General features: G+C 66.5%; 23 protein-coding genes. 9 read left to right on the forward strand and 14 right to left on the reverse strand.

The annotated features are described in order from the left end of the window. Window position 1: 1 nt before the first annotated feature. From VN11_RS10740 to VN11_RS10760, 5 genes are all read right to left on the reverse strand, one after another. Window positions 2–1,261: an SAM-dependent methyltransferase gene (locus VN11_RS10740; RefSeq protein WP_053449721.1), complete on the reverse strand. Its 1,260-nt coding sequence runs from the start codon at window positions 1,259–1,261 to the stop codon at window positions 2–4. Beyond that, window positions 1,258–2,025: a DUF1365 domain-containing protein gene (locus VN11_RS10745; RefSeq protein WP_053449722.1), complete on the reverse strand. Its 768-nt coding sequence runs from the start codon at window positions 2,023–2,025 to the stop codon at window positions 1,258–1,260. Before VN11_RS10745 ends, VN11_RS10740 begins: the two co-directional genes overlap by 4 nt. Continuing rightward, entirely contained in the window at window positions 2,022–3,299 is a 1,278-nt protein-coding gene (locus VN11_RS10750) for an NAD(P)/FAD-dependent oxidoreductase (RefSeq protein ID WP_053449723.1), read from the reverse strand. Before VN11_RS10750 ends, VN11_RS10745 begins: the two co-directional genes overlap by 4 nt. A gap of 1 nt (window position 3,300) precedes the next feature. Next, complete coding sequence (locus VN11_RS10755; protein ID WP_053449724.1) at window positions 3,301–4,251, reverse strand: acyl-CoA desaturase; 951 nt, start codon at window positions 4,249–4,251, stop codon at window positions 3,301–3,303. Window positions 4,252–4,332: 81 nt separating this feature from the next. Further along, complete coding sequence (locus tag VN11_RS10760; RefSeq protein WP_053451301.1) at window positions 4,333–5,100, reverse strand: hypothetical protein; 768 nt, start codon at window positions 5,098–5,100, stop codon at window positions 4,333–4,335. A gap of 131 nt (window positions 5,101–5,231) precedes the next feature. Between VN11_RS10760 and VN11_RS10765 the strand changes: the two genes are divergently transcribed. From VN11_RS10765 to VN11_RS10775, 3 genes are read left to right on the forward strand one after another with little or no spacing between them, the layout of a single operon-like run. After that, the gene (locus tag VN11_RS10765; RefSeq protein WP_053449725.1) at window positions 5,232–5,855 is read left to right on the forward strand and encodes a sigma-70 family RNA polymerase sigma factor; all 624 of its coding nucleotides are present in this window, start codon (window positions 5,232–5,234) and stop codon (window positions 5,853–5,855) included. Beyond that, window positions 5,852–6,532: a ChrR family anti-sigma-E factor gene (locus VN11_RS10770; protein WP_053449726.1), complete on the forward strand. Its 681-nt coding sequence runs from the start codon at window positions 5,852–5,854 to the stop codon at window positions 6,530–6,532. The genes VN11_RS10765 and VN11_RS10770 overlap by 4 nt, the downstream gene beginning before the upstream one ends. 9 nt (window positions 6,533–6,541) lie before the next feature. Continuing rightward, window positions 6,542–7,234 carry an oxidoreductase gene (locus VN11_RS10775; RefSeq protein ID WP_053449727.1) on the forward strand — a complete coding sequence of 231 codons (693 nt, stop codon included), beginning with the start codon at window positions 6,542–6,544 and terminating at the stop codon, window positions 7,232–7,234. 2 nt (window positions 7,235–7,236) lie between these two features. On the opposite strand, the gene VN11_RS10780 is transcribed toward VN11_RS10775, so the two are convergent. The 3 genes from VN11_RS10780 to VN11_RS10790 are packed head-to-tail and all read right to left on the reverse strand — an operon-like array spanning window position 7,237 to window position 12,330. After that, a complete protein-coding gene (locus tag VN11_RS10780) occupies window positions 7,237–9,636 on the reverse strand; it encodes a hybrid sensor histidine kinase/response regulator (protein WP_053449728.1) in 2,400 nt (799 codons plus the stop codon). Beyond that, the gene (locus VN11_RS10785) at window positions 9,629–10,096 is read right to left on the reverse strand and encodes a response regulator (protein WP_053449729.1); all 468 of its coding nucleotides are present in this window, start codon (window positions 10,094–10,096) and stop codon (window positions 9,629–9,631) included. Before VN11_RS10785 ends, VN11_RS10780 begins: the two co-directional genes overlap by 8 nt. Beyond that, entirely contained in the window at window positions 10,093–12,330 is a 2,238-nt protein-coding gene (locus tag VN11_RS10790) for an ATP-binding protein (RefSeq protein ID WP_053449730.1), read from the reverse strand. The genes VN11_RS10785 and VN11_RS10790 overlap by 4 nt, the downstream gene beginning before the upstream one ends. A gap of 267 nt (window positions 12,331–12,597) precedes the next feature. Here VN11_RS10790 and VN11_RS10795 point away from each other — a divergent pair, with 267 nt between their 5' ends. Further along, window positions 12,598–12,891 (forward strand): hypothetical protein, encoded by a 294-nt coding sequence (locus VN11_RS10795; protein ID WP_049458084.1) that lies wholly within the window; start codon window positions 12,598–12,600, stop codon window positions 12,889–12,891. 17 nt (window positions 12,892–12,908) lie between these two features. Here VN11_RS10795 and VN11_RS10800 read toward each other — a convergent pair whose 3' ends face one another. Beyond that, window positions 12,909–13,394, reverse strand: coding sequence for a TspO/MBR family protein (locus VN11_RS10800; RefSeq protein WP_053449731.1), 486 nt, complete (start codon window positions 13,392–13,394; stop codon window positions 12,909–12,911). A gap of 72 nt (window positions 13,395–13,466) precedes the next feature. Further along, the gene (locus VN11_RS10805; RefSeq protein WP_053449732.1) at window positions 13,467–15,662 is read right to left on the reverse strand and encodes a hypothetical protein; all 2,196 of its coding nucleotides are present in this window, start codon (window positions 15,660–15,662) and stop codon (window positions 13,467–13,469) included. Window positions 15,663–15,795: 133 nt separating this feature from the next. Between VN11_RS10805 and VN11_RS10810 the strand changes: the two genes are divergently transcribed. After that, window positions 15,796–16,275, forward strand: coding sequence for a GNAT family N-acetyltransferase (locus VN11_RS10810; RefSeq protein WP_053449733.1), 480 nt, complete (start codon window positions 15,796–15,798; stop codon window positions 16,273–16,275). Between the two features lie 20 nt (window positions 16,276–16,295). Next, window positions 16,296–17,204, forward strand: coding sequence for a hypothetical protein (locus tag VN11_RS22255; RefSeq protein ID WP_148564964.1), 909 nt, complete (start codon window positions 16,296–16,298; stop codon window positions 17,202–17,204). Window positions 17,205–17,220: 16 nt separating this feature from the next. Here VN11_RS22255 and VN11_RS10815 read toward each other — a convergent pair whose 3' ends face one another. Next, entirely contained in the window at window positions 17,221–18,147 is a 927-nt protein-coding gene (locus tag VN11_RS10815; protein ID WP_053449734.1) for a hypothetical protein, read from the reverse strand. Between the two features lie 191 nt (window positions 18,148–18,338). Between VN11_RS10815 and VN11_RS22530 the strand changes: the two genes are divergently transcribed. From VN11_RS22530 to VN11_RS10825, 3 genes are all read left to right on the forward strand, one after another. Next, a complete protein-coding gene (locus tag VN11_RS22530; RefSeq protein ID WP_162292569.1) occupies window positions 18,339–18,491 on the forward strand; it encodes a hypothetical protein in 153 nt (50 codons plus the stop codon). Window positions 18,492–18,574: 83 nt separating this feature from the next. Beyond that, complete coding sequence (locus VN11_RS10820) at window positions 18,575–19,285, forward strand: lasso peptide biosynthesis B2 protein (protein ID WP_053449735.1); 711 nt, start codon at window positions 18,575–18,577, stop codon at window positions 19,283–19,285. A gap of 3 nt (window positions 19,286–19,288) precedes the next feature. Next, on the forward strand, window positions 19,289–21,130 hold the full coding sequence (locus tag VN11_RS10825; RefSeq protein WP_053449736.1) for an asparagine synthase-related protein: 1,842 nt from the start codon (window positions 19,289–19,291) through the stop codon (window positions 21,128–21,130). On the opposite strand, the gene VN11_RS10830 is transcribed toward VN11_RS10825, so the two are convergent. From VN11_RS10830 to VN11_RS10840, 3 genes are read right to left on the reverse strand one after another with little or no spacing between them, the layout of a single operon-like run. Further along, on the reverse strand, window positions 21,127–21,837 hold the full coding sequence (locus VN11_RS10830) for an ABC transporter ATP-binding protein (protein WP_053449737.1): 711 nt from the start codon (window positions 21,835–21,837) through the stop codon (window positions 21,127–21,129). The genes VN11_RS10825 and VN11_RS10830 overlap by 4 nt on opposite strands. Window positions 21,838–21,849: 12 nt before the next feature. Continuing rightward, window positions 21,850–23,208, reverse strand: a complete 1,359-nt coding sequence (locus VN11_RS10835) for an ABC transporter permease subunit (RefSeq protein WP_053449738.1) — start codon at window positions 23,206–23,208, stop codon at window positions 21,850–21,852. Next, window positions 23,205–24,668, reverse strand: a complete 1,464-nt coding sequence (locus VN11_RS10840; RefSeq protein ID WP_053449739.1) for a DUF3526 domain-containing protein — start codon at window positions 24,666–24,668, stop codon at window positions 23,205–23,207. Before VN11_RS10840 ends, VN11_RS10835 begins: the two co-directional genes overlap by 4 nt. Between the last annotated feature and the right edge of the window lies 1 nt (window position 24,669).

Raw genomic sequence — 24,669 nt, forward strand, 5'->3', positions numbered from 1 at the left:
CTCAGTGCCCACCGCCCGCATCCTGGATCGGCCGATGGCCAGGGCGTGCCAGCAACAGGTGCGAGACACCGATCGAGCGCTCGAGGAAGCCGCCCTCGCAGTACGCCAGGTAGAACTCCCACAGCCGGCAGAAGCGCGCGTCGAAGCCTTGTGCCTGCACCGCGGGCAACTGCGTCAGGAAGCGCTGGCGCCAGGCGCGCAGGGTCAGCGCATAGGAGTGCCCGAAATCCTGCTGGGCGATCAGCTGCAGGTCACTGGATCGGGTCTTGGCCGCCATGATCGCGTGGATGGATGGAATGAAACTACCCGGGAAGACGTAGCGTTTGATGTAGTCGACGCTGCGCCGGGCCTGCTCGTAGCGGTGATCCTCGATGGTGATCGCCTGCAGCAGGGCCACGCCGTCCGGCTTCAGCAGGCGCTGCAACGTCGCCATATAGGTGTCCAAGTACTCGGCGCCGATGGCTTCGATCATCTCGATCGAGACCAGCCTGTCGAACTGGCCCTGCAGGTCGCGGTAGTCCTGCATCAGCAGGGTGACCCGGTCCTGCAGGCCGGCGGCCTGCACGCGCTCTGCGGCCAGCGCATGCTGTTCGGCGGAAATGGTGGTGGTGGTGACGTGGCAGCCATAGTGCGTAGCGGCATGCACGGCGAAGCCGCCCCAGCCGGTGCCGATCTCCACCACGCGATCGCCAGGGCTGAGCCGCAGCTGCTGGCAGATGCGGTCCAGCTTGCGCCGCGAGGCCGATTCCAGCGGCTCGCTTTCATCGGAGAACAGCGCCGAGGAATACATCAGGTCCGGCGACAGGAACAGGGCGAAGAAGTCGTTGCCGAGATCGTAGTGCGCGGCGATGTTGCGGCGGCTGCCTTCACGGCTGTTGCGGCGCAGGCGGTTCCAGCCGCGCAGCAGCCAACCGCCGACGCGGGCCGGGCCGTGTTCCATGCTGTCGAGAAGATCGCGGTTGCGTACCAGCAGCCGTATCAGCGCGACCAGATCGTCGCAGCGCCATTCACCGTTGATGTAGCTCTCGCCTGCGCCGACGCTGCCTTGCGCGGCGACCTTCCTGTAGAACGCCGGGTTCTCGATGGTGACGGTGGCATGCAGTTCGCCCCGGGCATCGCCAAGCCAGACTTCGCCGAGCGCGTCACGCACACACAGCCGGCCCTCGCGCAGCGGGGCGAGCTGGGCCAGCAGGCGGCGGCGCAGGAAGGCATCCAGTGCGCCGGGGCGCGGCAGCGCGACCGAAGGAGTCATCGAGTTCATCGCGGTTTCCCGGCAAGGTTGGGGTGGTCGTGGACGGGGTTGCGCTTCAGCCACAGGCGCAAGGCCTGCCAGTGGATGGCGGCCACCACCTGCAGGGTCATCAGCGGATAGCGGGCAAGCACCCGCGCCAGGCCGGGGCCATCCAGTGCGCGGCGCTGCATGGCCTGGGTGGCATCGAACTGGCGGACACCGTCGCGCCAGACCTGCATGTGCACGCGCAGGTCATCGCCGGGCAGGTTGAAGCGCCAGTCATAGCAGCAGTCCATCGGCATGAAGGGCGAGACGTGGAAGCGCTTGTCGAACTGCCAGCGCAGGGAGGTGCCTTCATGGGTGGCCGTGGAGACCGGCAGCACATAGGCATGCCGTTCCTTCCACGGGGTATTGGTGATTTCGGCCACGATGCAGTCCAGCGTGCTGCCATCGGGCTGGTAGCAGTAGTAGAAGCTGACCGGATTGAACACATGCCCGGCAAAGCGCAGGTGGGTAAGAAGGCGCACCGGGCCGGCAGGCCGGAAGCCAAGGGTGGCCGCGGCATGGTCGCGTACTGCATCGGCCAGTGACCGCGTGGAATCACCGAAGTAGTCGCTGCGGCGGAATTCGGCCAGGTTGCGCCGATTGATCGACCACAGCCAGCGGCCAGCGAACACCGTATCGAGCTCGTCCAGGTCGAGCAGCAGCTGCGCGATCGGGTAGCGGAACGCATGCGGGTGCGGGTGATGCCGCCGATGCATCACCTGCCCGAAATAGAGCGCGCTGGCGCTCATGCCGCGATCTCGCCGGCCGTCGGCAGCAGCCGGTGCGGCTCGCAGGCACGCAGCGCATCGACCACGCGCCGCGCACTGCGGATTCCATCCTCGTGAAAGCCCCAGCCCCAGTACGCGCCCGCAAACCAGGTGTGGCGACGGCCCTGCAGCTCGGGCCAGCGCTGCTGGGCCCGGACGGCTGCGTGGTCGTGCACCGGGTGGGCGTAGCGCAGCGTGCGCAGGACCTTGGTCGGGTCGATCGCCTCGCTGCGGTTCAGCGTCACCACCAGCGGCGTGTCACCGGGCAGGCCCTGCAGCAGGTTCATGCAGTAGCTGACCGTGCAGGGCGCAGACGGGTCACGCGGCACATGCGCGTTCCATGCGGCCCATGCCTTGCGATTGCGCGGCAGCAGCGTTGCGTCGGTGTGCAGCACCGCTTCGTTGGGCTGGTAGCGGATGGCAGCGAGCACCTCGCGTTCGACAGGGTCTGCGTCGCCCAGCAGCGCCAGCGCCTGGTCGCTGTGACAGGCCAGGATCACCTCATCGAAACCCTCTACGCCGGCAGCACTGTGCACGCGCGCGCCCCACGGCATGCGCTCGACCGAATGCACCGGGCACTGCAGCCGCTCACGCACGCGCCAGCGGGCGCGCAACGCGTCGACATAGCGCGCCGAGCCGCCGCTCACCACGCGCCAGGGCGAGCGCCCGGCCATCTGCAGCATCTGGTGGTTGGCCATGAACTGGGCCAGGTAGCGGGCCGGGAACTCCATCACCGAGCGGGTGGGGGAGGACCACAGCGCCGATGCCATCGGCAGCAGATGCTCTTCGATGAATGCCTCGCCGTAGTGCTGGGCATGCAGGTACTGGCCCAGGGTGGGGCCTTCATCCTCGGCCAGCAGCAGGGGCGCGTCCCGGTAGAAGCGGCGCAGGTCGGCCAGCATGCCCCAGAACCGGGGTGACAGCAGATTGCGGCGCTGGCAGAACAACCCGTCCAGCGAGGTGGCGTTGTACTCCACGCCGCTGCGCTCGCTGTGCAGGGAGAAGCTCATCGTCGTCGGTTGGGACGCCACGCCCAGTTCGTCGAACAATGCCGTCAGCAGCGGATAGTGCAACGGATTGAAGACGATGAAGCCGGTGTCCACCGCCATCTGCAGGCCATCCACCTGCACGTCGTGGGTATGGGTATGGCCACCCAGATAATCGTTGGCCTCGAACAGCGTGACCTCGTGTTCGCCGTCCAGCCACCAGGCGCTGGCCAGGCCCGCAATGCCGGAGCCGATGATCGCGATGCGCATGTCAGTACCTCGCCTTGGCCAGCACCCACTCGGGAATCGGCTTGAGGCCCTTTACCAGGCCGAGGGCCGCCATCACGCGCAGGCCGTACCAGGTCAGGTCCACCTCCCACCAGCGGAAGCCCTGGCGGACGGTTCCCGGGAAGAAGTGGTGGTTGTTGTGCCAGCCTTCGCCAAAGGTAAGCAAGGCCAGCCAGAGGTTGTTGCGGCTGTCATCGCGGGTCTCGAAGCGGCGGCGGCCGAATCGATGCGCCAGTGAGTTGATGGTCACGGTGGCATGGAACAGCACGATGGTGGAAATGAAGAAGCCCCAGACCAGCAACTGTGGTCCCGAGGTGTGCAGGTCCGGCGCCCAGCGCTCCAGCGCGGCGCCGAGGGCATACAGCGCCGCGGCGAGCAGTACGGGAACCGCGGTGTCGAAGCGATCCAGCCAACGCAGTTCAGGGAAGCGCGCCAGGTCGGGGATGCGCGACAGGTCCGTGGCGAAGGCTTCGCGGGTCAGGAACCAGCCCATGTGGCTGCGCCAGAAGCCGCCTTCACGCGGCGAGTGCGGGTCCAGCGGCTGGTCGGCGTGGCGGTGATGGTGGCGATGGTGCGCGGCCCACCACAGCGGTCCGCGTTGCACGCTGGCGGCCCCGATGACAGCGAATACGAACTGCACCGCTCGCGACGCCTGGAAGGTGCGATGCGAAAAATAGCGGTGGTAGAACGCGGTGATCGCGAACATGCGCACGGCATAGAGCGCCGCCGCAACGATCACTGCGGTCCATGACGCGCCCACCCAGATCACCGCCAGGCACGCCACATGCATCAAGGCGAAGGGGACCGCGCGCAGCCAGTCGATACGCCCGGGGCGGTCGACGGCGCTGTCTGCAGCACTGCCGGTGTCGACCCAGCGCTGCACTGTGCGCAGCAGGCGCCAACGGCGACGGGGGAGGGGCGCTGCAGAGGCCATGAGGGGTCTCGAAGGGGGTCGTGTCTTCTCTCTACGCAGCACAATGCCCACTGGATGCGTGCTTCCGCTGTTAGTTTCGCTTCACCCGGACGTCACGCCGCAACCGGCGACGAGCGGTTGCGCCCAGGCCTGCTGCCATTCGCTGGCGCTGCTTGCGCGCGCAGCAGCGGCGAATCGAACCACCACCTGCGGATAGTGGCCGCGTGCATCGCGCAGGTTGCTGGTGCCCTGGAACTCCAGCAGTCGTCGATCGGTATCGGCATAGACCAGCTGCAGGCGCGGTGCGATGCCGCCATACCAGGTGTCGAGGCTGGCCTCGATCTGCTGCGCGGCCACCCCCTGCCAGCGCAGCGGGGCAGTGCGGCGAACCTGTACAGGGAAATAGCGCTGCCGCCCCGGAACCAGGAAAGGCAGCGAGATGCGCTCGCCGCGCATCAGCGCCGGCCAATGCTGGCGCACGGCGGCGTCAAAGCCGGCATCGATCACGGCATCAGCAGGCAACTCCAGGCGGCGCTGGCGCGATGGCGCATCGGCATCCTCCTTCCAGTCGATCAGGACACTGCCGCCGGCCACCTCGATCTGCACCTTCTGGCCGCTGCGCAGATCGTCCAGCGAGTAGCCGCGCGCCTGCGGGCGGGTTGTCGCGGGCAGGTGCTTGCGGGCGAAGGGGCGCCCATCCGGGCACTGGTACAGCACCCAGCGTTCGGCGCCTTCGGTCGCGTCGCGCTGCCAGTGCACTTCCCGATAGGCGGCGGCGCCTTGCCCGGCGCTGGCAAGGCCTTCGGTCCGCAGCCAGGGGGCTGCCAGCGCGGCGTGGGGGAGGCATAACAGCAGCCAGGCGGTCCGCATGATCGTCATCCGCAGGGAGGGCCCTGGTCATACGGCAGGCGCGGCCGGATGGATGCGGTACGTGGCCTGCATCCAATCGCCACCCACGCGCGTACAGAAGACAGACCTTCACCTGCCCGCCGCGAACGCAGATGTACCCTGACGCCGCCAGCACTCTCCTCACCTTCGATACCGCACGCATCGTGTCCAGTTCCCAGCAGCCGAGCAGCGAGCCGACGAACTGGGCCGGTGACATGGACAGGGTCGCGCGCCTGCGCGACCGCGACTGTTTCATGCGGATCTACGACCATTTCATGCCACGGCTGTGCGTCTATCTGCGCGGCCTGGGGGCGCCGGATGCGGTGGCCGAAGAACTGGCGCAGGAATGCCTGCTGCGGTTGTGGCTGCGCGCCGCCGACTACGACGCCGCCCAGGGTGCGCTGAGTACCTGGCTGTACCGGATTGCCCGCAACCTGCATATCGATCGGGTGCGCCGCGAGCGCAGCTGGCTGCAGGTGCAGGCGGCGGTGGAGGACGCGGCAACCGTGGATATGATCGAACGCAGCAGCGCCGAACAGTTCGCCGACCAGGCGCGGCTGCGCCAGCGCATCAACGAGCTGCCCGCAGTGCAGGCGCGATTGGTGCGGATGTCCTATTTCGAAGCCAAGAGCCACAGCGAGATTGCCGAGGCGCTGGGCATGCCGCTGGGCACGGTCAAATCGCATCTGCGACGTGCGTTCCTGCAACTGCAGTCGAAAGTGGGAGGTGCGCCGTGAACCCGCACCACCATCTGCACGAGTCCACGTTGCTGAGCTATGCGGCCGGTGCACTGCCCGCGCCGTTGAGCATCGTGGCCGGCGCCCACCTGGAGCAATGTTCGCAGTGCCGCCAGCGCCTGCGTGAGGCCGAGGCGATCGGATCGGTGCTGCTGGAGCAGACGCAACCTGCGTCAGCCGAAGGTGACGCACGCCGGAGCACGCTGCGCGAGGCGATGCTGGCGCAGCTTGCCAGCGAGTCGCCCATCAGCCTGCCCCTGGCGGCGAGCGTGCCGCGGCGGGAGCGCCCGGAGGCCGATCCTGATCACCTGCCGGCGTCGCTGCACCCGTACTTCGGTGCGTCGCTGGCAGCCCTGCGCTGGCGCTGGATGGCACCGGGCGTGCACTGCATCCGCGCCGAACAGATGCCATCGCTGATCATGCTGAAGATCGCGCCGGGCAAGTGCCTGCCGATGCACAGCCACGGACGCAGTGAACTGACCCAGATCCTGCGCGGCTCGTACAACGACGCGCTGGGCCTGTTCGCGCCGGGCGATGTGGCGGACCTGGATGAGGAGGTGGAGCACCAGCCCGTCACTGCACCAGGTGTGCCGTGCATCTGCGTGTCTGCGCTGGATGCGCCGCTGGTGTTCAGTGGCTGGCTGGCGCGGAAGATCCAGCGTTTCGTGAAGCTTTAGGGGAAGACAATGGCGGCTGCCGGTGCATTGCGGGTTCTGTTGACCGGCGCTACCGGGTTGGTGGGGCAGGGCGTGGCCCTGGCCTGCCAGCGCTCGCGCCAGGTGGCTGGGCTGACCGCACTGGTCCGGCATCCGGGCAGCCTCCGCGGTGCCGGCGGCGAACTGATCGTGCCGGAGTTCATGCACATCCAGGCGCGGCAGGATGATCTGGCGGGATTCGATGCCTGCTTCTACTGTGCCGGTGCGCCACCGGTAGGTACCGCCGAGGCCGAGTACCGTCGCGTTACGCTGGACACCACGCTTGCCGTTGCCCGGGCGTGGGCAGCGGCCAATCCGCAGGGATGCTTGCTGTATGTGTCCGGTGCAGGCGCAGATGCGAGCAGTCGGCTGATGCCGCTGCGCATCAAGGGTGAAACCGAGCAGGCGCTGCAGGCATTGCCGGTTCGCACGGTGATGTTGCGGCCGGGTGGCGTGCGCCCGGTGGAAGGCACCGGCACCCGCCATGGCCTGCTGAAGCCGTTGTACTGGGGTGGCGCGCCGCTGATGAAACTGGCCGGCGCGATCGCGCCCTCGCTGGTGACCAGCAATCTGGCACTGGGCCAGGCAATGATCGCGCTGGCCGGCCGGGAGCATCCGCCGGCCACGGTGGAGTGCGCGGATATCAACCGGATCGCAGCGGGAGTGCGCGATCCGGCGCCTTGACCTCAGTGCAGCGCGGCTTCGAGCGCGGTGCGTACCGCCTGCGCCAGATCACTGCGGGTGAACGGCTTGGGCAGCAGCGCGGCCGCACGGCCTTGGCTGCCGACCGCATCGTGGTCACGCGGGTAGCCCGAGGTGAACAGCACCGCGACGTCCGGCCAGCGTTCGCGCACTTCGCGCACCAGTTCCCAGCCCGACATGCCGGGCATCACCACGTCGGAGAACAGCAGGTCCACCGTGGTGTCAGGGCGCTCCAGCAGGCGCAGGGCCGAAGGGCCGTCGTGCGCTTCCAGCACGCGGTAGCCCAGCATGCGCAGCGCGTCCACGGTATGGGCACGGACATCATCGTTGTCCTCGGCCACCAGGATGGTCTCTTCGCGCGGCGAATAGCCGGCCAGCCCGGCCTGCGGTGCCGTTCCCTCACAGGGCAGGGCCAGCGTCGAGCGCGGGAACATCATGGTGATGCTGGTGCCGCCGCCTTCCACCGAATCGATCAGCACATGCCCGCCGGACTGCTTGACGAAGCCGTGCACCATCGACAGGCCCAGGCCAGTGCCCCGGCCCACCTGCTTGGTGGTGAAGAAGGGCTCGAATACCCGCGCCAGCGTGGCCGCATCCATGCCGTGGCCGTTGTCGCGGACACGCAGCATCACGTACTCGCCGGGTGCTGCATCAGGGAACAGGGCGGCGTAGTCGTGGTCGAGATGGCTGTTGTCCACTTCGATGACGAGCCGCCCGCCGTGCGGCATGGCGTCACGGGCATTGACGGCCAGATTGAGCACGGACGCCTCCAGCTGGCTGACGTCGATCTCGATGCACCAGATGTCCTCGGCGACGCGGATGTCCAGCTGTACCAGTTCGCCCAGCGCACGCTGCAGCATGTCATGCATGTCCAACAGGCGGTCGTTGAGGTTGGCGGCCTGGCTGTGCAAGGGCTGGCGGCGGGCGAACGCCAGCAGGCGCTGGGTCAGGCTGGCGGCGCGGCCCACGCCCTTGAGGGCATTGTCCAGCGCCCGGCCGACCATCGCCCCGGGCTCGCCGGCACGCTCGCTGAGCAGCATGGCGTGCTCGACGTTGCCGGAGATCACGGTGAGGATGTTGTTGAAATCGTGGGCGATGCCGCCGGTGAGCTGGCCCACCGCCTCGATCTTCTGCGCCTGCCGTAGCGCGTGCTCGGCCTGCAGCCGGGCGGTGGTTTCCACCGCCTCGGAAACCACGGCGGTGACCGCGCCCTCGGCATCCAGCAGCGGGCGGAACGAGAAATCGAAGCTGCGCCGGCCGGTCGGCAACTCCAGGTCGAGCGCATGCAGCGAACTGTGCCCCTTGGCGGCATCGGCAATGGCCCGGTCAACGGTCGCGCCGACGTCATCGGTGCCAGCGAACCAGGGCGACTGCCCGAAACGCAGGCCCATCACCTCGGGCTTGTCGGCCAGCACCGCGGCCAACGAGGCGACGTTGGCATCCACCACCTGGCCCGCGAGGTCCAGCAGCACCTGGTGCTGGAAACTGGATTCAAAGATCGCCTGCAGCCGTCGCTTGCTGGCCCGCAGCTCGGTGGTGCGCGCCTGTACCTGCCGTTCAAGCAACTGATTGTCCTCGCGCAGCGCCAGTTCGGCCTGCTTCAGCCCGGAAACGTCGCTGCCCAGGCAGATGTAACCCACCACCTCTCCATCGGCGCCGCGTTCGGGCACGCAGTCCATCTGCACGAAGCGTGACTCGCCACTGCGGTGCGCCAGCTCCACCTGGAAGCTGCTGCGCTCGCCCCGCAGCACCTGTTGCAGGCCGGGCAGCGCATGCTCGAACGCTGAAATGCCGCTGACATCGCGCGCGCTACGGCCCAGCAGCTCGGTCAGGCTGATGCCGTGCCAGTCCAGGAATGCCTTGTTGGCAAAGCGGTAGCGGTGCTCCTTGTCGAGCTGGGCGATCAACGCCGGCACGGCATCGGTTACCTGCTGCAACTGGGCCTGGCTGTCGTTCAGCGCGGCCTGTGCATCGGCCAGCTGGGTGCGTTCGCGGGCTTCCTGCTGTGCCCGCCGGATGGCATCCGGCAAGCGCTGCAGCCGCTGCTTGACCACGTAGTCGCGTGCGCCGCGGGTCAGCGCCTGCACTGCCAGTTCCTCGGTAAGCGTGCCGGAGACGAAGATGAAGGGGGTGTGCGGAATCCGCTCGCGTGCGAGCGCGAGCGCCGCGTCGCCATCGAAGCCCGGCAGCACGTGGTCGGCCAGGATCACGTCGAACCCGCGTTGGTCGATCGCCTCGATGAAGGTGTTGCGTGACCACACCCGCTCGACCTCGAAATCCAGGCCGGCCCGTTGCAGTTGTGCGGTGATCAGCTCCGCATCAAGCGCACTGTCCTCCAGCATGAGGATGCGCAGGCGCTCGCTGCGGCGCGATCCATCATGCATTGTGCTGCCCCGATCCATTGGGGCGATGGGGCGGCGGCTGATTGGTGATGCCCCAGAACATGCCCAGCCCCTGGATGGCATCGAAGAATTCCTTGAAATCGACCGGCTTGACCACGAAAGCATTCACGCCCAGTTCGTAGCTGCGCACCAGATCCTGTTCCTCGCGCGAGGAAGTCAGCATCACCACCGGCGTACTGCTCAGCTGCGCGTCACCGCGCACCTGCTCCAGCACCTCCAGGCCGTTCACCTTGGGCAGTTTCAGGTCCAGCAGCACCACCACCGGGCCACCGTGGTTGGCGCCGGCGAACTTGCCTTCGCAGCGCAGGTAGTCCAGCGCTTCGGCGCCGTCGCGTACATGGATGACATCGTTCAGCAGCTGGCAGCGCGACAGCGCGGCCAGTGTCAGCTCGGCATCCTTGGGGCTGTCCTCGACGAGGAGGATCGGCCGCAGGTCCCTCATGGGTGATCTCCTGTGGAACGGGGTAAGGTGAAGTGGATCGTGGCGCCCTTGCCGGGCTCACCCTCGGCCCAGGTCCTGCCGCCGTGGCGGCTGACGATACGGCGGACATTGGCCAGGCCGATGCCCGTGCCTTCGAATTCCTCGACGTGATGCAGGCGCTGGAACACGCCGAACAGCTTGTCGACATAGCGCATGTCGAAGCCGCAGCCGTTGTCGCGCACGAAGAAGTGATCCTCCTCCTCGCTGCGCTCATGGCCGACCTCGATCACCGCATGCTCGCGCTCGCGGGTGAACTTGACCGCGTTGGAGAGCAGGTTCTGCCAGACCAGGCGCATCATCGTCGGATCGGCCTGCACTTCCGGCAGCGACGCCAGCGTCCATTGCACGTCGCGGCCGGCGTAGTCCAATGCCAGGCTCCTGCGCACGTCCTCGGCAAGCGCGGCCATGTCCAGCCGCACCCGGCCAAGGGTGGAGCGCCCCATCTGCGAGAAGCTCAGCAGATCGTCCACCAGCGTACCGGCCGACTTGGCCGATTCCACGATGGTGTCGAGGAAGCGGCGTTCGGTATCGTTGAGGCGTTCACCGGCCGAGCTGCCCAGCAGCTCCGAATAGCCGACGATGTGGCGGAAGGGCGCGCGCAGGTCATGGCTGACCGAGTACGAGAAGGCTTCCAGCTCCTTGTTGCTGCGCATCAGCTGTTCGTTCAGCTCGGCCATTTCCTCGGCCTTGCGCAGCACGATGTCGACGATGGCGGTGCGCATCTCGTGCGCGGCATCGCGGTCGGCGTCATTCCACGGCAGGCTGCGCTGCTGCACGGTTTCCTTCCAGGCCTCGAAGGAGCTGCGCGGGGACAGCACCACGTCCGGCGCGGCGGTCTTGCGCGGGTCGCCGCCCCAGCGCACGGTGCGCACCACCTCGGGGCGGAACCACATCAGGTAGCTGTCATGCAGCTGCGAGATGGACACCGCCAGCACGCCGCTGGCCACGTCGGCCAGGCGCACGCCGGGCGACCAGTCACCGGCCAGATGGTCGGTGCAGTACGTTTCCTGCCCGGCCTGCTGTGCGGCCAGCCAATCGGCCAGGGCCAGCACGTCGGTCGCGGGCGGGCACACGCCCACGCGCATGCAGTCGCCCTTGTGCACGATGGCAGCGCCAGCGGCGCCGGTCAGCGACAGCAGGCTGGTTTCGTCGTGGCGCAGCGCGGCCATGAAGTCCTCGTCGCCGGCCATGCGGGCCAGCAGCTTGACCAGCACCGAGCGGCGCGCCACGCGCTCTTCAATGGCCCGCGCACGTTCCTTCAGGGCAATCTGCAGCGACAGGATCTGGCCCATGAACTCGCAGGCCGTGCGCACGTGGTAGGGCAGCCGGCGCGGATGCACCGTGTGGCACGACACCAGGCCCCACAGCTGGCCTTCGTGCACCAGCGACACCGACATCGATGCACCGGTGCCCATGTTGCGCATGTACTGCATGTGCACCGGCGAAACGCTGCGCAACACCGCCAGGCTGAGGTCGGTGGGCGGTGCGTCGCGATGGTCCTCGGCGCGCATCAGTGGGGCAGGGGTGTAGTTGTTGTCTGCGATCAGCCGTACCCGGTTGCGGCGATACAGTTCGCGGGCCTGGGCCGGAATGTCCGACTCGGGGAAACGCAGGTCCAGGTAGGACGGTAACAGGCCGTTGCCATCCTCGGCCACCACGATGCCGTTCCAGCCGGGGTCGAACTGATAGACCAGGGTGCGATCGAAGCCGGTGAGCCGGCGCATGTGTTCGGCGGCCAGCTGGCACAGGTTTTCCACCGTCGTGGCCGACTCGATGGCGGTCATCAGCTCGCGGATGGCCGGGTAGAGTTCCTCCAGCGAGCCCGGCTGGCCGGGAACGGGCGACTCCAGCTCGACCAGCAGGTCGGTGGCGGAGCGGTGCACCAGCAGTTGATGCCGGCCGTGGCCGTCCAGGTGCACGGCGCCGACGTGGGCGCTGCTGCCGACCGCGGCCTGCTGGAACAACGCCTCGAACGGCGCCAGCACGCCGCCCAGCACCTCGCTGACGTGCTGCATCAGCGGCTCGCCGAACTGCTGCAGCAGCCTGGGCTGGCTGATGGCGCGCTCGCGCACCCGCAGTGACTGCGGCTCCAGTACCAGAAGCACACCGTACGGCTGGATTGCGCCCGGCGTATGAATCGGTTCGCGTGCACAACGGGACAGCGCAACGTCGTGCTTGGACTCAACGGAAGGCATCAAAGGCGGCACTCATGATTCATGGATGACGGGAACATCCCAGATGGGGACAACCCAGCACTGCATCCGGTATCCGGTGATGGTGAAGCAAAAGCGTGCATTCGCATACCACTTCGTAAGCGTGAAGAGCCTTTCATTGAAAACTGAATTCTTCATTTTCGCCGTGCGGCGGGCACTTTCACGTTTCGCAGAAGGTACATGCGCGCTGCACGCTCGCTGCACACGGGGTTGCCTACCGTAGGCCAACCTCCTTGAGCCACCACGACCGTGAACCTGCAGACCCTGCCTTCCATGCCGTATCGCATGCTGCCCGACAGCTGCCAGTTCGAACTGCTGGATGTGGATGCGCTGCAGGACCCGGCCAGTGGCCGCCTGCTGCACCTGTACTCGCTGGTCGCCCGCTGCCTGTCGTGCGAAACGGTGTTCAAGGCCGAGGAAGGGCAGGGGCTGGTGAGCCATTCCGCATCACGGGTGGTGCGTTGCCCTGCCGGCTGCGGCCAGCAGGCATTCAAGCCGTCGCTGTTGCGTGCCTGGCAGCCGCAGGTGGCCGCACAGGCTTGAGGGCTCTGATGGGTGCTTCACAATACCCCGGGGTTGGCGCGCCACACGGCGAAATTGAGCGCCGAGGCGAACGAGATCCAGGCAAGGTAGGGCAGCAACAGTACTGCGGCGGCCCGCTGGATGCGCAGGAAGCCAAGGATCGTCGCGCACACCAGCACGATCAGTACAAGGATGTCAGCGAAGGCAAGTGCGCCCAGCTTCCAGCCGAAGAACAGCCAGCTCCACAAGGCGTTGACCGCGAGCTGCACTAGATAGAGTGTCAGCGCCGGACGCGCACCGCGCCAACTGCGCTCCCGCCAGACCAGCCAGGCGGCAACCGCCATCATCGCGTAGAGCAGGGTCCAGACCGGCCCAAATACACCGGCAGGCGGTGCCCAGGCCGGCAGGGTGAGGCTGGCGTAGAAGCTGGCAGCGGACGTGGAGGCCCACGCGCCCATTGCAGCCGCCGCAAAGGTAACCGCGACCCATCCCAGAAGACCCAGTGCCTGTGAACTCCGCTTCATTGCGTACAACTCCATGATGCCTATGCCCCCTCATACGAACGGAGGCGGCAAATGGATGCAGGCCGGCGGCGATCAGTCTGAAGTGCCCGCGGCGCTCCCGTCCTGGCTTGAAGGCAGCAGGGAAGGGCGCTGGTCGAACCATTCGCGCGCCTTGGCCAGGTGCCACTGGCGCTGGTCGCCATCGAGCTCGATACCAGCACCCAGCAGCCCCCAGCGCAGATACAGGTCGCCACGCTTGCGCTGCTCCAGCAGATCCAGACGTGCGCGCACCGAGAGGCGATCATTCTCGGCCTGCAGACCGTCGATGATCAGGTGACCCGGCCGCCAGCGCAGCCTGGCCTGCGCATCGACCTGGCCGGAATCCAGCAGCGACAGGGTCCAGCGCGGGTAGTCGGTGCGCGAGGCGAACACCGCCAGCAGGGGGCGCGCATCGCTCAGGGTCAGGTCGGTGGTGGCGTCCACCTGGAACGGGGACTGCGCGTCGATGCGGCCCCGCTTGAACGCAGCACGGCCTTTCCATGCGGCGCTGGACTCTGTGCCGGCCACCTGCACGTTGCGCAGTTCGACGGTGGTACCGGACAGGTCGAAGTGGCGCTGGTTGAAATCGCCGCGGCGCAGGGTTGCGTTCACGTCCACATCGCCGCCCATGTCCAGGCCTGCGACCTTGGCGCTGGCGTTGCGACCCAGCAGGCGCGCCGTGCCATGGCCGACGCGGCCATCGGTGTCGAGCGTGGCATCGCCACTGAGGCTGCCAGTGCCACGCAACAGCCGCAGCTGCGACGACCCCAGGTAGCGGTTGTAGGCGGCCAGGTCTGGAATGGTGGCTTCGCTGAAACGCAGCCGGGCACGTACACCCTTGCGCAGTTCCTGCAGGCGGCCGTCGCCGGTCAGGTCCACGGCCAGATCGCGACCATCGAACAGGCGCACGTCCTTGGCATCGCTGGGGCGTGCACTGAAACGGGGCAGCCGGATCGCCAGCTGTGCCTGATTGGGCGTGCCGGCCTTCAATTCGCCATGCGCGCTGGCGGTGCCGGCCAGGCGCACGCCGGCAACTTCGGCCACGGCGGCCGCTGAGGGAATGTCCACGGTGCTGCCTTCGATCAGCTCGCCATGGCGCAGGCGCAGGTCGGCCTTCAGTGTGCCGCCGCCATCCAGCTGCAGCCACGGCTTGCGCACGAACAGCGCAGGGATCCAGTTGAGCGAGGTGAAGGTCCATTCGCCGCGCACGGTGCCGGAACTGCGCTCCAGCAGCTGCGCTGGAGCCTGGAACGGGATGTCGCGCCCGGTGATGTGGATGTCCGCATCGACTTCGCTGCCCGAGCCCGGCCGAGGCGGAAGGCGCGCCTGCAGGCGCAGGTCGTTGGCCACGTTGAGCTGCAGGGCGAGCAGGCCACGATCAGGCGCGCCATCGCCCAGATAGAGCGGAACCTGCCAGAGCGCACGGTCGCCGGGTTGCAGCTGGCCGTCGATCAGGTGGGCCGCCAGCTGCAGGCGACCGGGCACCGGCGCGCTGGAAATGCGCGGCTGCCGTGCATCGGTGTCCATGCGCAGGCCCTGGCTGCGTGCATCCACGTCCAGCTGGGCATGCAGGATCTTCAGCTTGGCCAACCCGGGCGCCTGGTCGCGGTAGTGGCGTGGATAACTGAAGCGCGCGGTCAGGTTCATGTCGCCCAGCAGCTGCACACCGTCAAAGCTGGTGTCCGCATCGCGGAACGAGACCTCCGAATCGAACAGTTCGGACGGGCCACCGCGCAGCTGCTTGAGGAACCCGACCGTGCCCTGGCCCTTGCCGATGATCAACAGCTTGCCGAACCGAGCGCTGCGGATGCTGTCGCTGTGGATGGCATCGAAGCGCAGGGTCCAGCCCTGGTCGCTGCGCGGCGGTGGCGGAATGGCGTCCTCGACCCGGCTGATCTCGGCGGAGACCCCGGTGGCCTGCAGCCGGGGCACCCGGACCTCCCGCTTGAACAGGGGAAACACCGCCAACCGGGCGCTGGCGCGCTCGGCGTGCAGCACGTAGACGGTGTGGTTCACGTGGCCGCGCATGTGCACGTTCCAGGCAATGACGTGGCCCGGCAGCAGCGTGATGGCCGGGCCGGTGGTCATCACGAACTTGTGCGGCTTGCGGTTGGTGACCTGGTCGAACAGCGGGGTGTTGAGGAAAACGTTGCCGGCCAGCAGGTAGAGCGCGTAGATGCCCAGCAGGACATAGCCCGCGACGCGCCATCGGCGAAAACGGTGCGGGATGCGCGCGGAAGTAGGGGGCATGTACTGCTCTGCAGGCCGGAATTGCTTCAACTATTGCGGAACCGATGGCGGCGGTACGTGAAGCAGCCGCGGCCGGGCGGTTTGTTTCTGCTAGTGTCCGCCTTGGCCACTACGCCGATCCGCGAGGAATCGCATGGAAATCCGGGCTGCCACCGCAGGTGACTTCGACGCCATGTGGGCCATCTTCAGGGCCGCCATCGCGACCGAGGATGCGCTGCCGTTCGCCGGCACCTTCGAGGCCAGCACCTTCCAGGGCCACTGGTTCGGGCTGCAGCCGGCCTATGTGGCGCTTCTGCAAGACCACGTAGTCGGAATGTACAAGATGGGCGCCAACTTCCCCGATCTGGGCGCACACGTGGCCAGCGCCACCTACGTGGTCGACCCGACAGTGCAGGGGCGAGGCATTGGCCGGGTGCTGGTGGAACACAGCCTGGAACGGGCGAGGGCGGAAGACTTCCTGGCCATGCAGTTCAATTACGTGGTCAGCACCAATGCGCCGGCCGTCGCGTTGTACCGGAAGCTGGGGTTTGCGGTGGTCGGAGCGCTACCGGAAGCATTCCGGCATCGAACGCTGGGATTGGTGGACGTGTTTGTGATGCACCGGTTCCTGTAGTGGCCTGAAGTAGAGCGAGCATGATCTGGCGAACATCCTGCGTCTTTGTATTCTGCTCTTTCATGGGCGCCTGTGGCCTGCAGCCAAAGAGCATGCCACCGCAGGTCTCATCCGCAGGTTACACATCGGTCAGCTCGACCCTTCTGGCAAGCTGGATCTACCTGCGCAGTGAAAGCTATCTACCTGGATCGAATCTTGCGTCCGGCACGCCTGAGATCAAGGTATGCGAGTCTGTCGCACACAGGATCCAACTTGAGATCTACCCGGGCACCGAGCCAGATGTTGAAAGTACCTGCCGGAACATAGACGCCTCCGCCACCGAAGCGGAGCGATGGTTCCCCAAGCGCAGCATCCGCTATTCGGTGATCATCGTGCCTGAAGGGCAATCTATTTCCGTGAGCAGGTGGAGCTTTGGCTATCGATCAGCGCATGTTGCGTTGGCTGCGCCGGCATTCGGTAACCAAGAGAGACGAGAAGGCAATCTTGTTGATCTGGTGGCGCATGAGACCTTTCATATTCTCGGTCGAATTGCCCGGGATGCCCGTGGGCAGGATGAGTACTATGCCTACTACGCGGGCTTGTGCGCTCAGCTCGCCGTTCTTGGGGCGATTCCCGAATCCGCGTTGCCAGGAGCGCCGCTTCAAGGGGGCGTGGATGAACCAACGCGAGCATCTTCGGATTCGGCGTATCGGGTGAGGCGTGAAGCCGTGCTGCTGTCCCACGATGGATCGATCAAGGCGGGTGATGATGGCGGCAGATCACTCGCTCTGCGCTGCATCGAGTTGCAGAAGGTGACAGCGCGGCCGGCGAAGGCGGATGTTCGGCCTGATTTCAATTGGGTCCCGAACGGAGCGACGCAGACCATCCACTGGTTGACGCCGATCCTGCCCCGGGCATCAACTCCGTTTACAACAGCATGTCTTCTTTGAGCTGGAGCGGTAATCGCTAGAGCGAGGGTACCGTGATCCTCTGCAGATCCAGCTTGGCCCTGAGCGCATAGTGCTTGCGGGTGACCGGCACGGTGCAGGTCAGCCTTGGATCCAGGTAATCCTTGAACATCGGCGGTCGCGAAGCGCCCAGATAGAACTGCCGATCCTGCTTGACCGCGGCTGGCAATAGTACGTCGGACAGATCGCTGTCGGACGCATCGGTCACCAGGCAGGGTGCATGGCGGAAGCCGAGCCTGCGCAGCAGGTACAGCCGGTGCGAGCCATTGGTCAGGATGATCCGGCGGCCAATGCGCGTTGCGCTGATGAGGTTGTCGCTGAAACCGAGATAGATGACAAGGGCGTGGCTGGCCGCGCCGAACGGCTCGTAATCGGCGATGCTGCGAGGGTCGATCGCCGCCACGTCCAGAAACCTCAGGTCGTTGGACGCAGAGGCGAATGTGTAGCTGCCATCGGACTGGGTAAAGCGCACATCCGGATGTGCATGGCGTCCACTTCGGGCCACCAGCTCCATGATCTCCCGTGCATCGGGTGACGCGGCCGTGGCCGCCGCCAGCTGATCGATGTGGCGCAGGTTGATGCACTCCTGGAAGACCACCAGCCGGTCGATTTCCACCATCTGCCAGCAGCGGGGCACCACGCTCGTCATGCGGTGCATCGAGGGCTGGCGGAGGGCCTGCTCCGCCAATGGCTGCATCTCTTCGGGCAGGGCAAGGGCGTCCATGGCGTCGGCGGCGTCTGCTTCGTCCTGATGAAGACGACGCACCAGGGCGCGGGCGTTTCGCCATTCCTCCACCAGCGTCGCTTCATCAAAGCGTCCTGGCGGGCAACGCTCCCTGACGAAGCGGATGAATTTCGGCAGCGGAAACAGGCCCTTCAGCAGAAGGGTGGGATCAAGGCCATCGTCATTGATGTCGGTGGGCATCCATCTCGCTCTCGTGGAAGTCGCTGCAGCGACGTCCGAACTGGTCGGCCGTCACACCAAAATAATATGTTATATCGTAACATTTGTGTGCCTTGGCGGCAATCGTGCTGAACAACGCAGGGCGACGCCGGCTTGGCCGCTGTGCATCCACTGCATTGCGTGGGTGCACCCACTAACTAGAGGAGATGTTCATGAACGAACTGATTGAGCTGGGCGTAGTGGCTGGAGAGCAGAATCACGAAGACCAGGGTGAACTGATCGAGCTGGGCTCGGTGGTTTCCGAAACGAAGGCGCACAACCACGGCACGTTGTGGGATGGCGTCTTCCCGACCACCTCGCCCTGATCCATCGCACCATGCATGACCTGCGGTGCATGCCCCTGCATGCACCGCTCTGATGCCTGCAGCAGCATGAGATCACGCTCCCGATGGACCAGCCTGAAGCTCCATACTTCCTTTCGAAGCACGCGCATGTCTGCGTGACCGGTGACGCGATGGTCATTCTTGACCAGGCCTCCGGCAGCTATCTTTCCATCGATCGGCGCTGGGCGGCGGGGCTTGGCGGGCTGGTGCAGGACTGGCCCCTGGCCTCTGACGGAGTGCCCAGGCCGAGGATGCTCCAGTCGCTGATTGATCGGCGCCTGATCACCCAGGATCCGCTGCGCGGAAAATCCGCAGCAAGCGCCGCAATCGCGTTGCCCCGGCACTGGGTGCGCGAGGGCGAGTCCCGGGGATGTCCACCGATCACGGCCCGCGATGTGCGCCGCTTCCTGGCTTCCGTCACGCGTGCGGCATGCAGCAGGATGTTCCTGCCTTTCAGCTACACGGTTTCGGCAGCGCGCCGGCGTGGTCAGGCATCCACGCCGGGCGAGGTGGACCTGCAGCAGCTGGCCCTCCTGGTTCGGGTATTCGATTGGCTGCGACCGATCGCCTTCAGGAAGACCGATGAGTGCTTCCTGTACTGCCTGGCCATGCGCGAGTTCCTGGGGTCGTACGGCATCGTTCCCGCCTGGGTGTTCGCGGTGCGGACCCAGCCGTTTGCGGCGCATTGCTGGTTGCAGCACGGCGACCGTGTCCTGACCGACATCCCTTTCAACCTGCGCCGGATGACGCCCATCCTGGTGCTGCAGCCGGCCTGATCCATGTACCGATATGTCGCTGTGTTCTGGAACGATCATTCCGAATCTGCCCGTGCGCAGGCCCTGCAGGCCATGGAACGGATCGAGATGGGCCGCCCCGGAATCGCATGCGTGATGAAGGGCAGCGGCGGTGCCATCTATGCCCAGACTGACAACCCTGGCTACTTCGAGTACAGCCGGTCCGGCCCGTTGGTGGTACTCGGCAAGCTGTTCCACAAGGTGTTCGGCGCCGATACCGTTCCCGCCCAGGCAGTTCCCGATGCTGTGGCGGGCACGACCGCCTGCAGTACGCAGGGCAGGAGCCTGGTGGAGCAGTACTGGGGGCGCTACGTGGCCTTGGGCTACCAGCCGGATACCGCCAGCTGGTTCGTGCTGCGCGACCCGACGGCGGAGATTCCGTGCTACATGACCACGGTCGATCAGCTGACGGTGGTCTTTTCGAACATGGAAGACTGCCTGCTGCTGGGATTGGGTGACTTCAACGTCGACTGGTCGTTCCTGTCCTATTCGCTGCTGTTCCCGTTCCGTGATGGCCTTCAGACAGGATTCGAGGAGGTCGTCGCCCTGGAGGCGGGCGAGGCGGTGACGATCCGCGATGGCCAGCCGGTTGGCCGGCACTATCAATGGGACGTGGTGCGGCAGGCCAGTGAAGCGCCCATCGAAGATCTGGAGGAGGCCGTGCAGCTGGCACGCGCAACGTTGCTGGGCTGCATCGGTGCGCTGGCGAGCCAGCATCGATGCATCCAGCTTCAGCTGTCCGGCGGGCTGGACTCCTCCGTTGTCCTCGCCGGCCTGCTGCATGCGCCCTCCTCACCGGAAGTGAAGTGCGTCCATCACTACGATGCCGGCATTGGTGCCGATGAGCGGATGTTCGCGCGCATGGCCATTGCCGGTGCCCGTGAATCCTCGGGGCGAAGCTGCGAGTTCGTCCAGTACCAGCGGCAGCCGCACTGCTCGCTGGAAGAAATCATGGACTTCCCGCGAACCGCTCGTCCTGCACATTGCTCGGGCTACCTGCTGCATCGGCGCGACGTGGATTTCGACGCAGATACGGTGCAGTTCACCGGTGTCGGCGGCGATGCGGTCTTCCTGCGCTTCAAAGGCAATGCCGCTGCCATCGATTACGCGTGGCGGCGGGGGATCGACCGCGACTTCTTCCGTGTTGCGTTCGAAACCGCGCAGTCGGGCGATTCGTTGTACGGGGTATTCAAGGATGCCTTCGTCCATGGCGTGCTGAAGAGGCCAGGCAGCATCAATGGCCGCTGGGGCAACCCGTGCGAATGGGTGAAGGTGGATGCTTCTGAACAGGATGGCACGCCGCCTGCCTGGTTGCGGCATGCACGAGCACAGGGGCACAGGCTCTCCCCGCACAAGCTGGCTCACATCGGGCGCATGATCTTCCCGACCAGCGTGCTCGATCCGTTCGAGGGCGCAGGGCGCTGGCACGGGGTGTCACCGCTCAGCGCACAGCCTGTGGTCGAACTCTTTGCCCGTCTGCCGCTGCACCTGCTGATGGCCGGCGCGGAGGACAGGACGATCGCGCGTCGTGCACTGCAGGGCCTGCTGCCGCAGGCCCTGCTCTCGCGCAAGGTGAAGTGCTACCTGGACGATCACTCGGTCGCCGTCACCCAGCGGCATCAGCAGTTCATCAGGGGCCTGCTGGTGGACGGCCTGCTGGCGCGGCGCGGCTACATCGACAGCGCATCGGCCGACGCGGGTATCCGCCGGGTCAGCCCGGATCACTCATCCCAGGTGCTGGGTATCTTCGGCCCCCAGGTCAACATCGAAGCCTGGCTCAGGCGTTGGATGGGCCGACCCGGCGTGCCTGCGGTCGGCGTGGCCTAGGCGCTCCGGCTCATTTCCTCAAGGTAGAGGCTCTCAAGATCATTGGCGGTGATCGTGCTGGCATCCAGCGTCCTGCGCAGCCTGCCGGCCTGCATCAGTCCGATGGTCGTCGCCACTTCGCGGGCACGGAACAGATCGTGGGTGGCCATCAGGATCGCCGTGCCGCGGTCGCGCTGGCGCACGATCAACTCGTGGAACTCGGCCGAAGCAGTCGGGTCCAGGCCGGACGTCGGCTCATCAAGGAGCAATGCCCCGGCTTCCTTGATGATGGCCAGCGCGATGCCCACCTTCTGGCGCATGCCCTTGGAGTAGAACCCGACGCGCCGCCCGAATGCCTCCGGCGCCAGCCCGGCGGACCTGAGCGCGTCCTTCAGCCGTGCGGGCGAGCGTTGCTCCACCGCAGCCAGCCGCGCGAAGTAATCCAGGTTTTCATAGCCGGTCAGCTCGTCATACAGCGCCACGTTCTCCGGGATGTACAACAGGCGCCGGCGCACCTGCTGTGGCCGCTGCCAGGCACTGAGCCCATCAACCTCGGCGGATCCGGAGGTAGGTTCAAGGAAGCCCAGGAACAGCTTGATGGTTGTCGACTTGCCGGCCCCGTTCGCGCCCAGCAGGCAGAAGATCTCGCCGGGGCGCACCGTGAAGCTCACATCATCCAGCGCCCGATGCGTGCCGTGTTCCTTGACCAGATGCGTTGCAGTCAGCATGTGTGATGTACCTCAGGGAGTGCCCAGCCGACGCCGCAGCAACCCGGCCGCGATCAGCAGTAGCAGGGTGGCCACGGCCAGTGCGGCCAGGTCGATCAGTACACCGCGTTGCAGGGCACCCGCTGTTTCCTGGAATTCGAAACGGGGCAGGGCGTCATACTCGGCCAGCGTCTGTGGCATGTCACGGTCCAGATAGTCCTTGTGCAGTTGCCGACGTGCCTGCCAGTAGGCGAGAACCTGCTGCTGGAACGCCAGCGCACGGTCGGCGTCCGACCCGGCGAGGCGATCCAGTGCATCCTGCACCGCTACCGACGGCAGCAGCAGGCGCACCCGGTCGAGTGACTGGCGCCGCGCATCCTCTGCCTCTGCATGGGCGGCGATCAAGGGGGCGATGACCTGATCGGCCTGGACAAGATCGGCATAGACCACTCGTACGGCATCGGCAATGCGCGGCGCTGGCGAACGCGTGGCGGGTGGTTCTGCCGCGTGGCGCAGCTGCTGCTGGCGGGCAGTGTCGGCCAGCTGCGCCTTCAGCGCGGTGGCCAGCTGCATCTGTGAGGGCGGCGGAACCATCAGGTTCACCGCTGCCAGCATCAACGACGGGGCCATGACCACGATCAGCAGCCACAGTGCGCCGGCGGCGATGGCGGCCTCGGTGGTGCGCCGGGCGAAACAGCCGATAAGCACCGCCAGCGCCAGCCAGAAGCTGCCGTAGGCGAGCACGATCAGGGCAAGCACGGCCAGGCCCGAAGGGTTTGTTGCACCCGACCCAGCGGCAACGGCAACGACGATGGCCAGTGCAGGCAGCAGCACGATGGCGCCGCGGGCCGATGCCTTCACCGCGATCAGTCGCCCTGCCGCGATGGGCTGTGACAACACCAACGCTGTGATGCCGCGTTCGCGTTCGCGCGACCAGAGGTCGAAGGTGGCCGCCAGGATGACCAAGGGCAGCAGGAACACAACGACGAAGGCCAGGTCGAATCGGCCAGCGGCCTGCACGGCGGGATTGCCGATGTCGGACCACACATGCCTGAGCAGCTGGGTACGGTCACCCAGCGCAACCACGTCGGCGGTATAGGGGTAGGCTTCGGCCTGTCCAATCGACAATGCCGCCATCGGGGCGGGAGGGAGCACCGGCTGGACCCGGGGCAGTACCGACGGCGCCTTGCCAACGAACCCCCGGCTGCGCTCCCTGGCATCCTGTTCTTCCGCGTGGATCAAACCGATGGCAGCCTCGCGCTGCCCCACCCATGCACTGCCATTCCAGGCTGCATAGGCCGCCAGCACCACCAGCAGGCCAAGCAGCACTGGCAAGGCCCGGTCACGCAGCAGACGACGGATCTCATGCCCTGCGATCGACAGGCTGCTCATGGGGCACTCCCGAGATGCCGCGCTGACGTAAGCACCACCCCCAGCGCCAGCAACACCCAGGCCAGCAGAATGGCGACGTTCACCGACTGTGCCGCGGCGATCTGGCCCAGCGACGGCTTCCGTGGGCTGTACACCACGGAGCGGGTAAGGGTCGCAATATCGGCCAGATGCTTGCTGCCGTTCACTGCCTTGTGCTGTTTCACTTCCAGGTTGAGTGCCTGGATCAGCCGGTAGCGATAGTCTTCGACGCCCCGCAGGAAGGCCAGATGTGCAGGGAAATCGGTGCGGGCCAGTGCCCGTGACGCGGCCTGCAGCGCGAGGGTGGGGGACAACGCCGCGAAGGCGCGTTGCGTGGTTTCCTGCCGCTGGTAGGCGGTGTAGATGCGTTCGAAGTGGCGATTGTAAGTCTCGCTGGAATTCGCTTCAGCGAACTCCAGCGCCACACCGCGGAAATTGACCGGGAGATCGTCCACGTCGCTCACTTGGTAGCGTGCAAGCATCTCTGCTCTGAGCGCGTCCAGCCGCTTGTCCGCTGGGTCGTGGCCATCGGCGCCGTTCTCCGCGTCCTCGGTGACCGCCGCCCGGAACGCCGGCGCAGTAGGCGTGGGATCCAGCGATTCGGCCAGTGCGGGGGCCATCCGTGGCGCGAGCAGGGTGGTCACCACCCAGAAACCGAGCAGCACCACCAGGGACGTGCGTGCTGCGCTGAAGCGCGCCGAGACGCCGATGGTGATGGCGCAGAACACCAGGAGATAAAGCGCGTACGCCGCGACCATCGCAACGAGCGCGATGATGTCGGCCGTGCCGAGGAGGTGTCCGCCCATGCCCGGAAGGCTGACCGCCAGCAGGGCGAGGACCAGCAGCAGCGACGCCGTCGCCAGCGCGATCAGCCGGCCACCGATCAGCACATGGGCCGATGCGCCACTGCCGAGCTCCTGGCGGAGGGTTTCGCGGGCAACATCGCCGGAGAGGCTGCCGAATCCGGCAAGGATGATCAGCAGGGGTGCCACGACCTGCAGCGTCCATGCTGCGGAAAAGCCATCGAAGCGGCTGAGCGCGGCGCCGGCGTCGATGGGGCGGTGCCGGGCCGGGTTCTGCGCATGGCCTTCAATGAACACCGACGTGCCAACGAAATCCGAGATGCCTGGGTCAAGCGCCGCCAGCGGCCGCACAGGTGCGGGAATGGCGCGGCCGACGTGCGCGGCGGCATGCGGATCGATCATGCCCTGGCTGTCCCACAGCCGCGCCTCCTGCTCCGCTACGATCTGGCGCTCCTGGGCCTGCTGGGCCAGCCGTGCTGCCCCCGTGGTAACCGACGCCCCCGCAAGCAGCAGCAGGGTCAGCGCGAGCCACAACAGGCGCCGCTCGCGCCACATCAGCTTCAGCTGGGTCGCGGCAACGGTCAGGGTCTGGCGCAGGGCCGATGCGGATCTGGAGAAGGCGGGGGAGGCATCGCTCATG

The sequence above is a fragment of the Stenotrophomonas maltophilia genome, assembly GCF_001274595.1.
GTDB lineage: Bacteria > Pseudomonadota > Gammaproteobacteria > Xanthomonadales > Xanthomonadaceae > Stenotrophomonas > Stenotrophomonas forensis.

Excerpts from the sequence above, each read along its gene's own strand:
- VN11_RS10740 (WP_053449721.1), bottom strand. The coding sequence starts at position 1,261 with ATGAACTCGATGACTCCTTCGGTCGCGCTGCCGCGCCCCGGCGCACTG.
- VN11_RS10745 (WP_053449722.1), bottom strand. The coding sequence starts at position 2,025 with ATGAGCGCCAGCGCGCTCTATTTCGGGCAGGTGATGCATCGGCGGCAT.
- VN11_RS10750 (WP_053449723.1), bottom strand. The coding sequence starts at position 3,299 with ATGCGCATCGCGATCATCGGCTCCGGCATTGCGGGCCTGGCCAGCGCC.
- VN11_RS10755 (WP_053449724.1), bottom strand. The coding sequence starts at position 4,251 with ATGGCCTCTGCAGCGCCCCTCCCCCGTCGCCGTTGGCGCCTGCTGCGC.
- VN11_RS10760 (WP_053451301.1), bottom strand. The coding sequence starts at position 5,100 with ATGCGGACCGCCTGGCTGCTGTTATGCCTCCCCCACGCCGCGCTGGCA.
- VN11_RS10765 (WP_053449725.1), top strand. The coding sequence starts at position 5,232 with ATGTACCCTGACGCCGCCAGCACTCTCCTCACCTTCGATACCGCACGC.
- VN11_RS10775 (WP_053449727.1), top strand. The coding sequence starts at position 6,542 with ATGGCGGCTGCCGGTGCATTGCGGGTTCTGTTGACCGGCGCTACCGGG.
- VN11_RS10780 (WP_053449728.1), bottom strand. The coding sequence starts at position 9,636 with ATGCATGATGGATCGCGCCGCAGCGAGCGCCTGCGCATCCTCATGCTG.
- VN11_RS10785 (WP_053449729.1), bottom strand. The coding sequence starts at position 10,096 with ATGAGGGACCTGCGGCCGATCCTCCTCGTCGAGGACAGCCCCAAGGAT.
- VN11_RS10790 (WP_053449730.1), bottom strand. The coding sequence starts at position 12,330 with ATGCCTTCCGTTGAGTCCAAGCACGACGTTGCGCTGTCCCGTTGTGCA.
- VN11_RS10800 (WP_053449731.1), bottom strand. The coding sequence starts at position 13,394 with ATGAAGCGGAGTTCACAGGCACTGGGTCTTCTGGGATGGGTCGCGGTT.
- VN11_RS10805 (WP_053449732.1), bottom strand. The coding sequence starts at position 15,662 with ATGCCCCCTACTTCCGCGCGCATCCCGCACCGTTTTCGCCGATGGCGC.
- VN11_RS10810 (WP_053449733.1), top strand. The coding sequence starts at position 15,796 with ATGGAAATCCGGGCTGCCACCGCAGGTGACTTCGACGCCATGTGGGCC.
- VN11_RS22255 (WP_148564964.1), top strand. The coding sequence starts at position 16,296 with ATGATCTGGCGAACATCCTGCGTCTTTGTATTCTGCTCTTTCATGGGC.
- VN11_RS10815 (WP_053449734.1), bottom strand. The coding sequence starts at position 18,147 with ATGCCCACCGACATCAATGACGATGGCCTTGATCCCACCCTTCTGCTG.
- VN11_RS22530 (WP_162292569.1), top strand. The coding sequence starts at position 18,339 with ATGAACGAACTGATTGAGCTGGGCGTAGTGGCTGGAGAGCAGAATCAC.
- VN11_RS10820 (WP_053449735.1), top strand. The coding sequence starts at position 18,575 with ATGGACCAGCCTGAAGCTCCATACTTCCTTTCGAAGCACGCGCATGTC.
- VN11_RS10825 (WP_053449736.1), top strand. The coding sequence starts at position 19,289 with ATGTACCGATATGTCGCTGTGTTCTGGAACGATCATTCCGAATCTGCC.
- VN11_RS10830 (WP_053449737.1), bottom strand. The coding sequence starts at position 21,837 with ATGCTGACTGCAACGCATCTGGTCAAGGAACACGGCACGCATCGGGCG.
- VN11_RS10835 (WP_053449738.1), bottom strand. The coding sequence starts at position 23,208 with ATGAGCAGCCTGTCGATCGCAGGGCATGAGATCCGTCGTCTGCTGCGT.
- VN11_RS10840 (WP_053449739.1), bottom strand. The coding sequence starts at position 24,668 with ATGAGCGATGCCTCCCCCGCCTTCTCCAGATCCGCATCGGCCCTGCGC.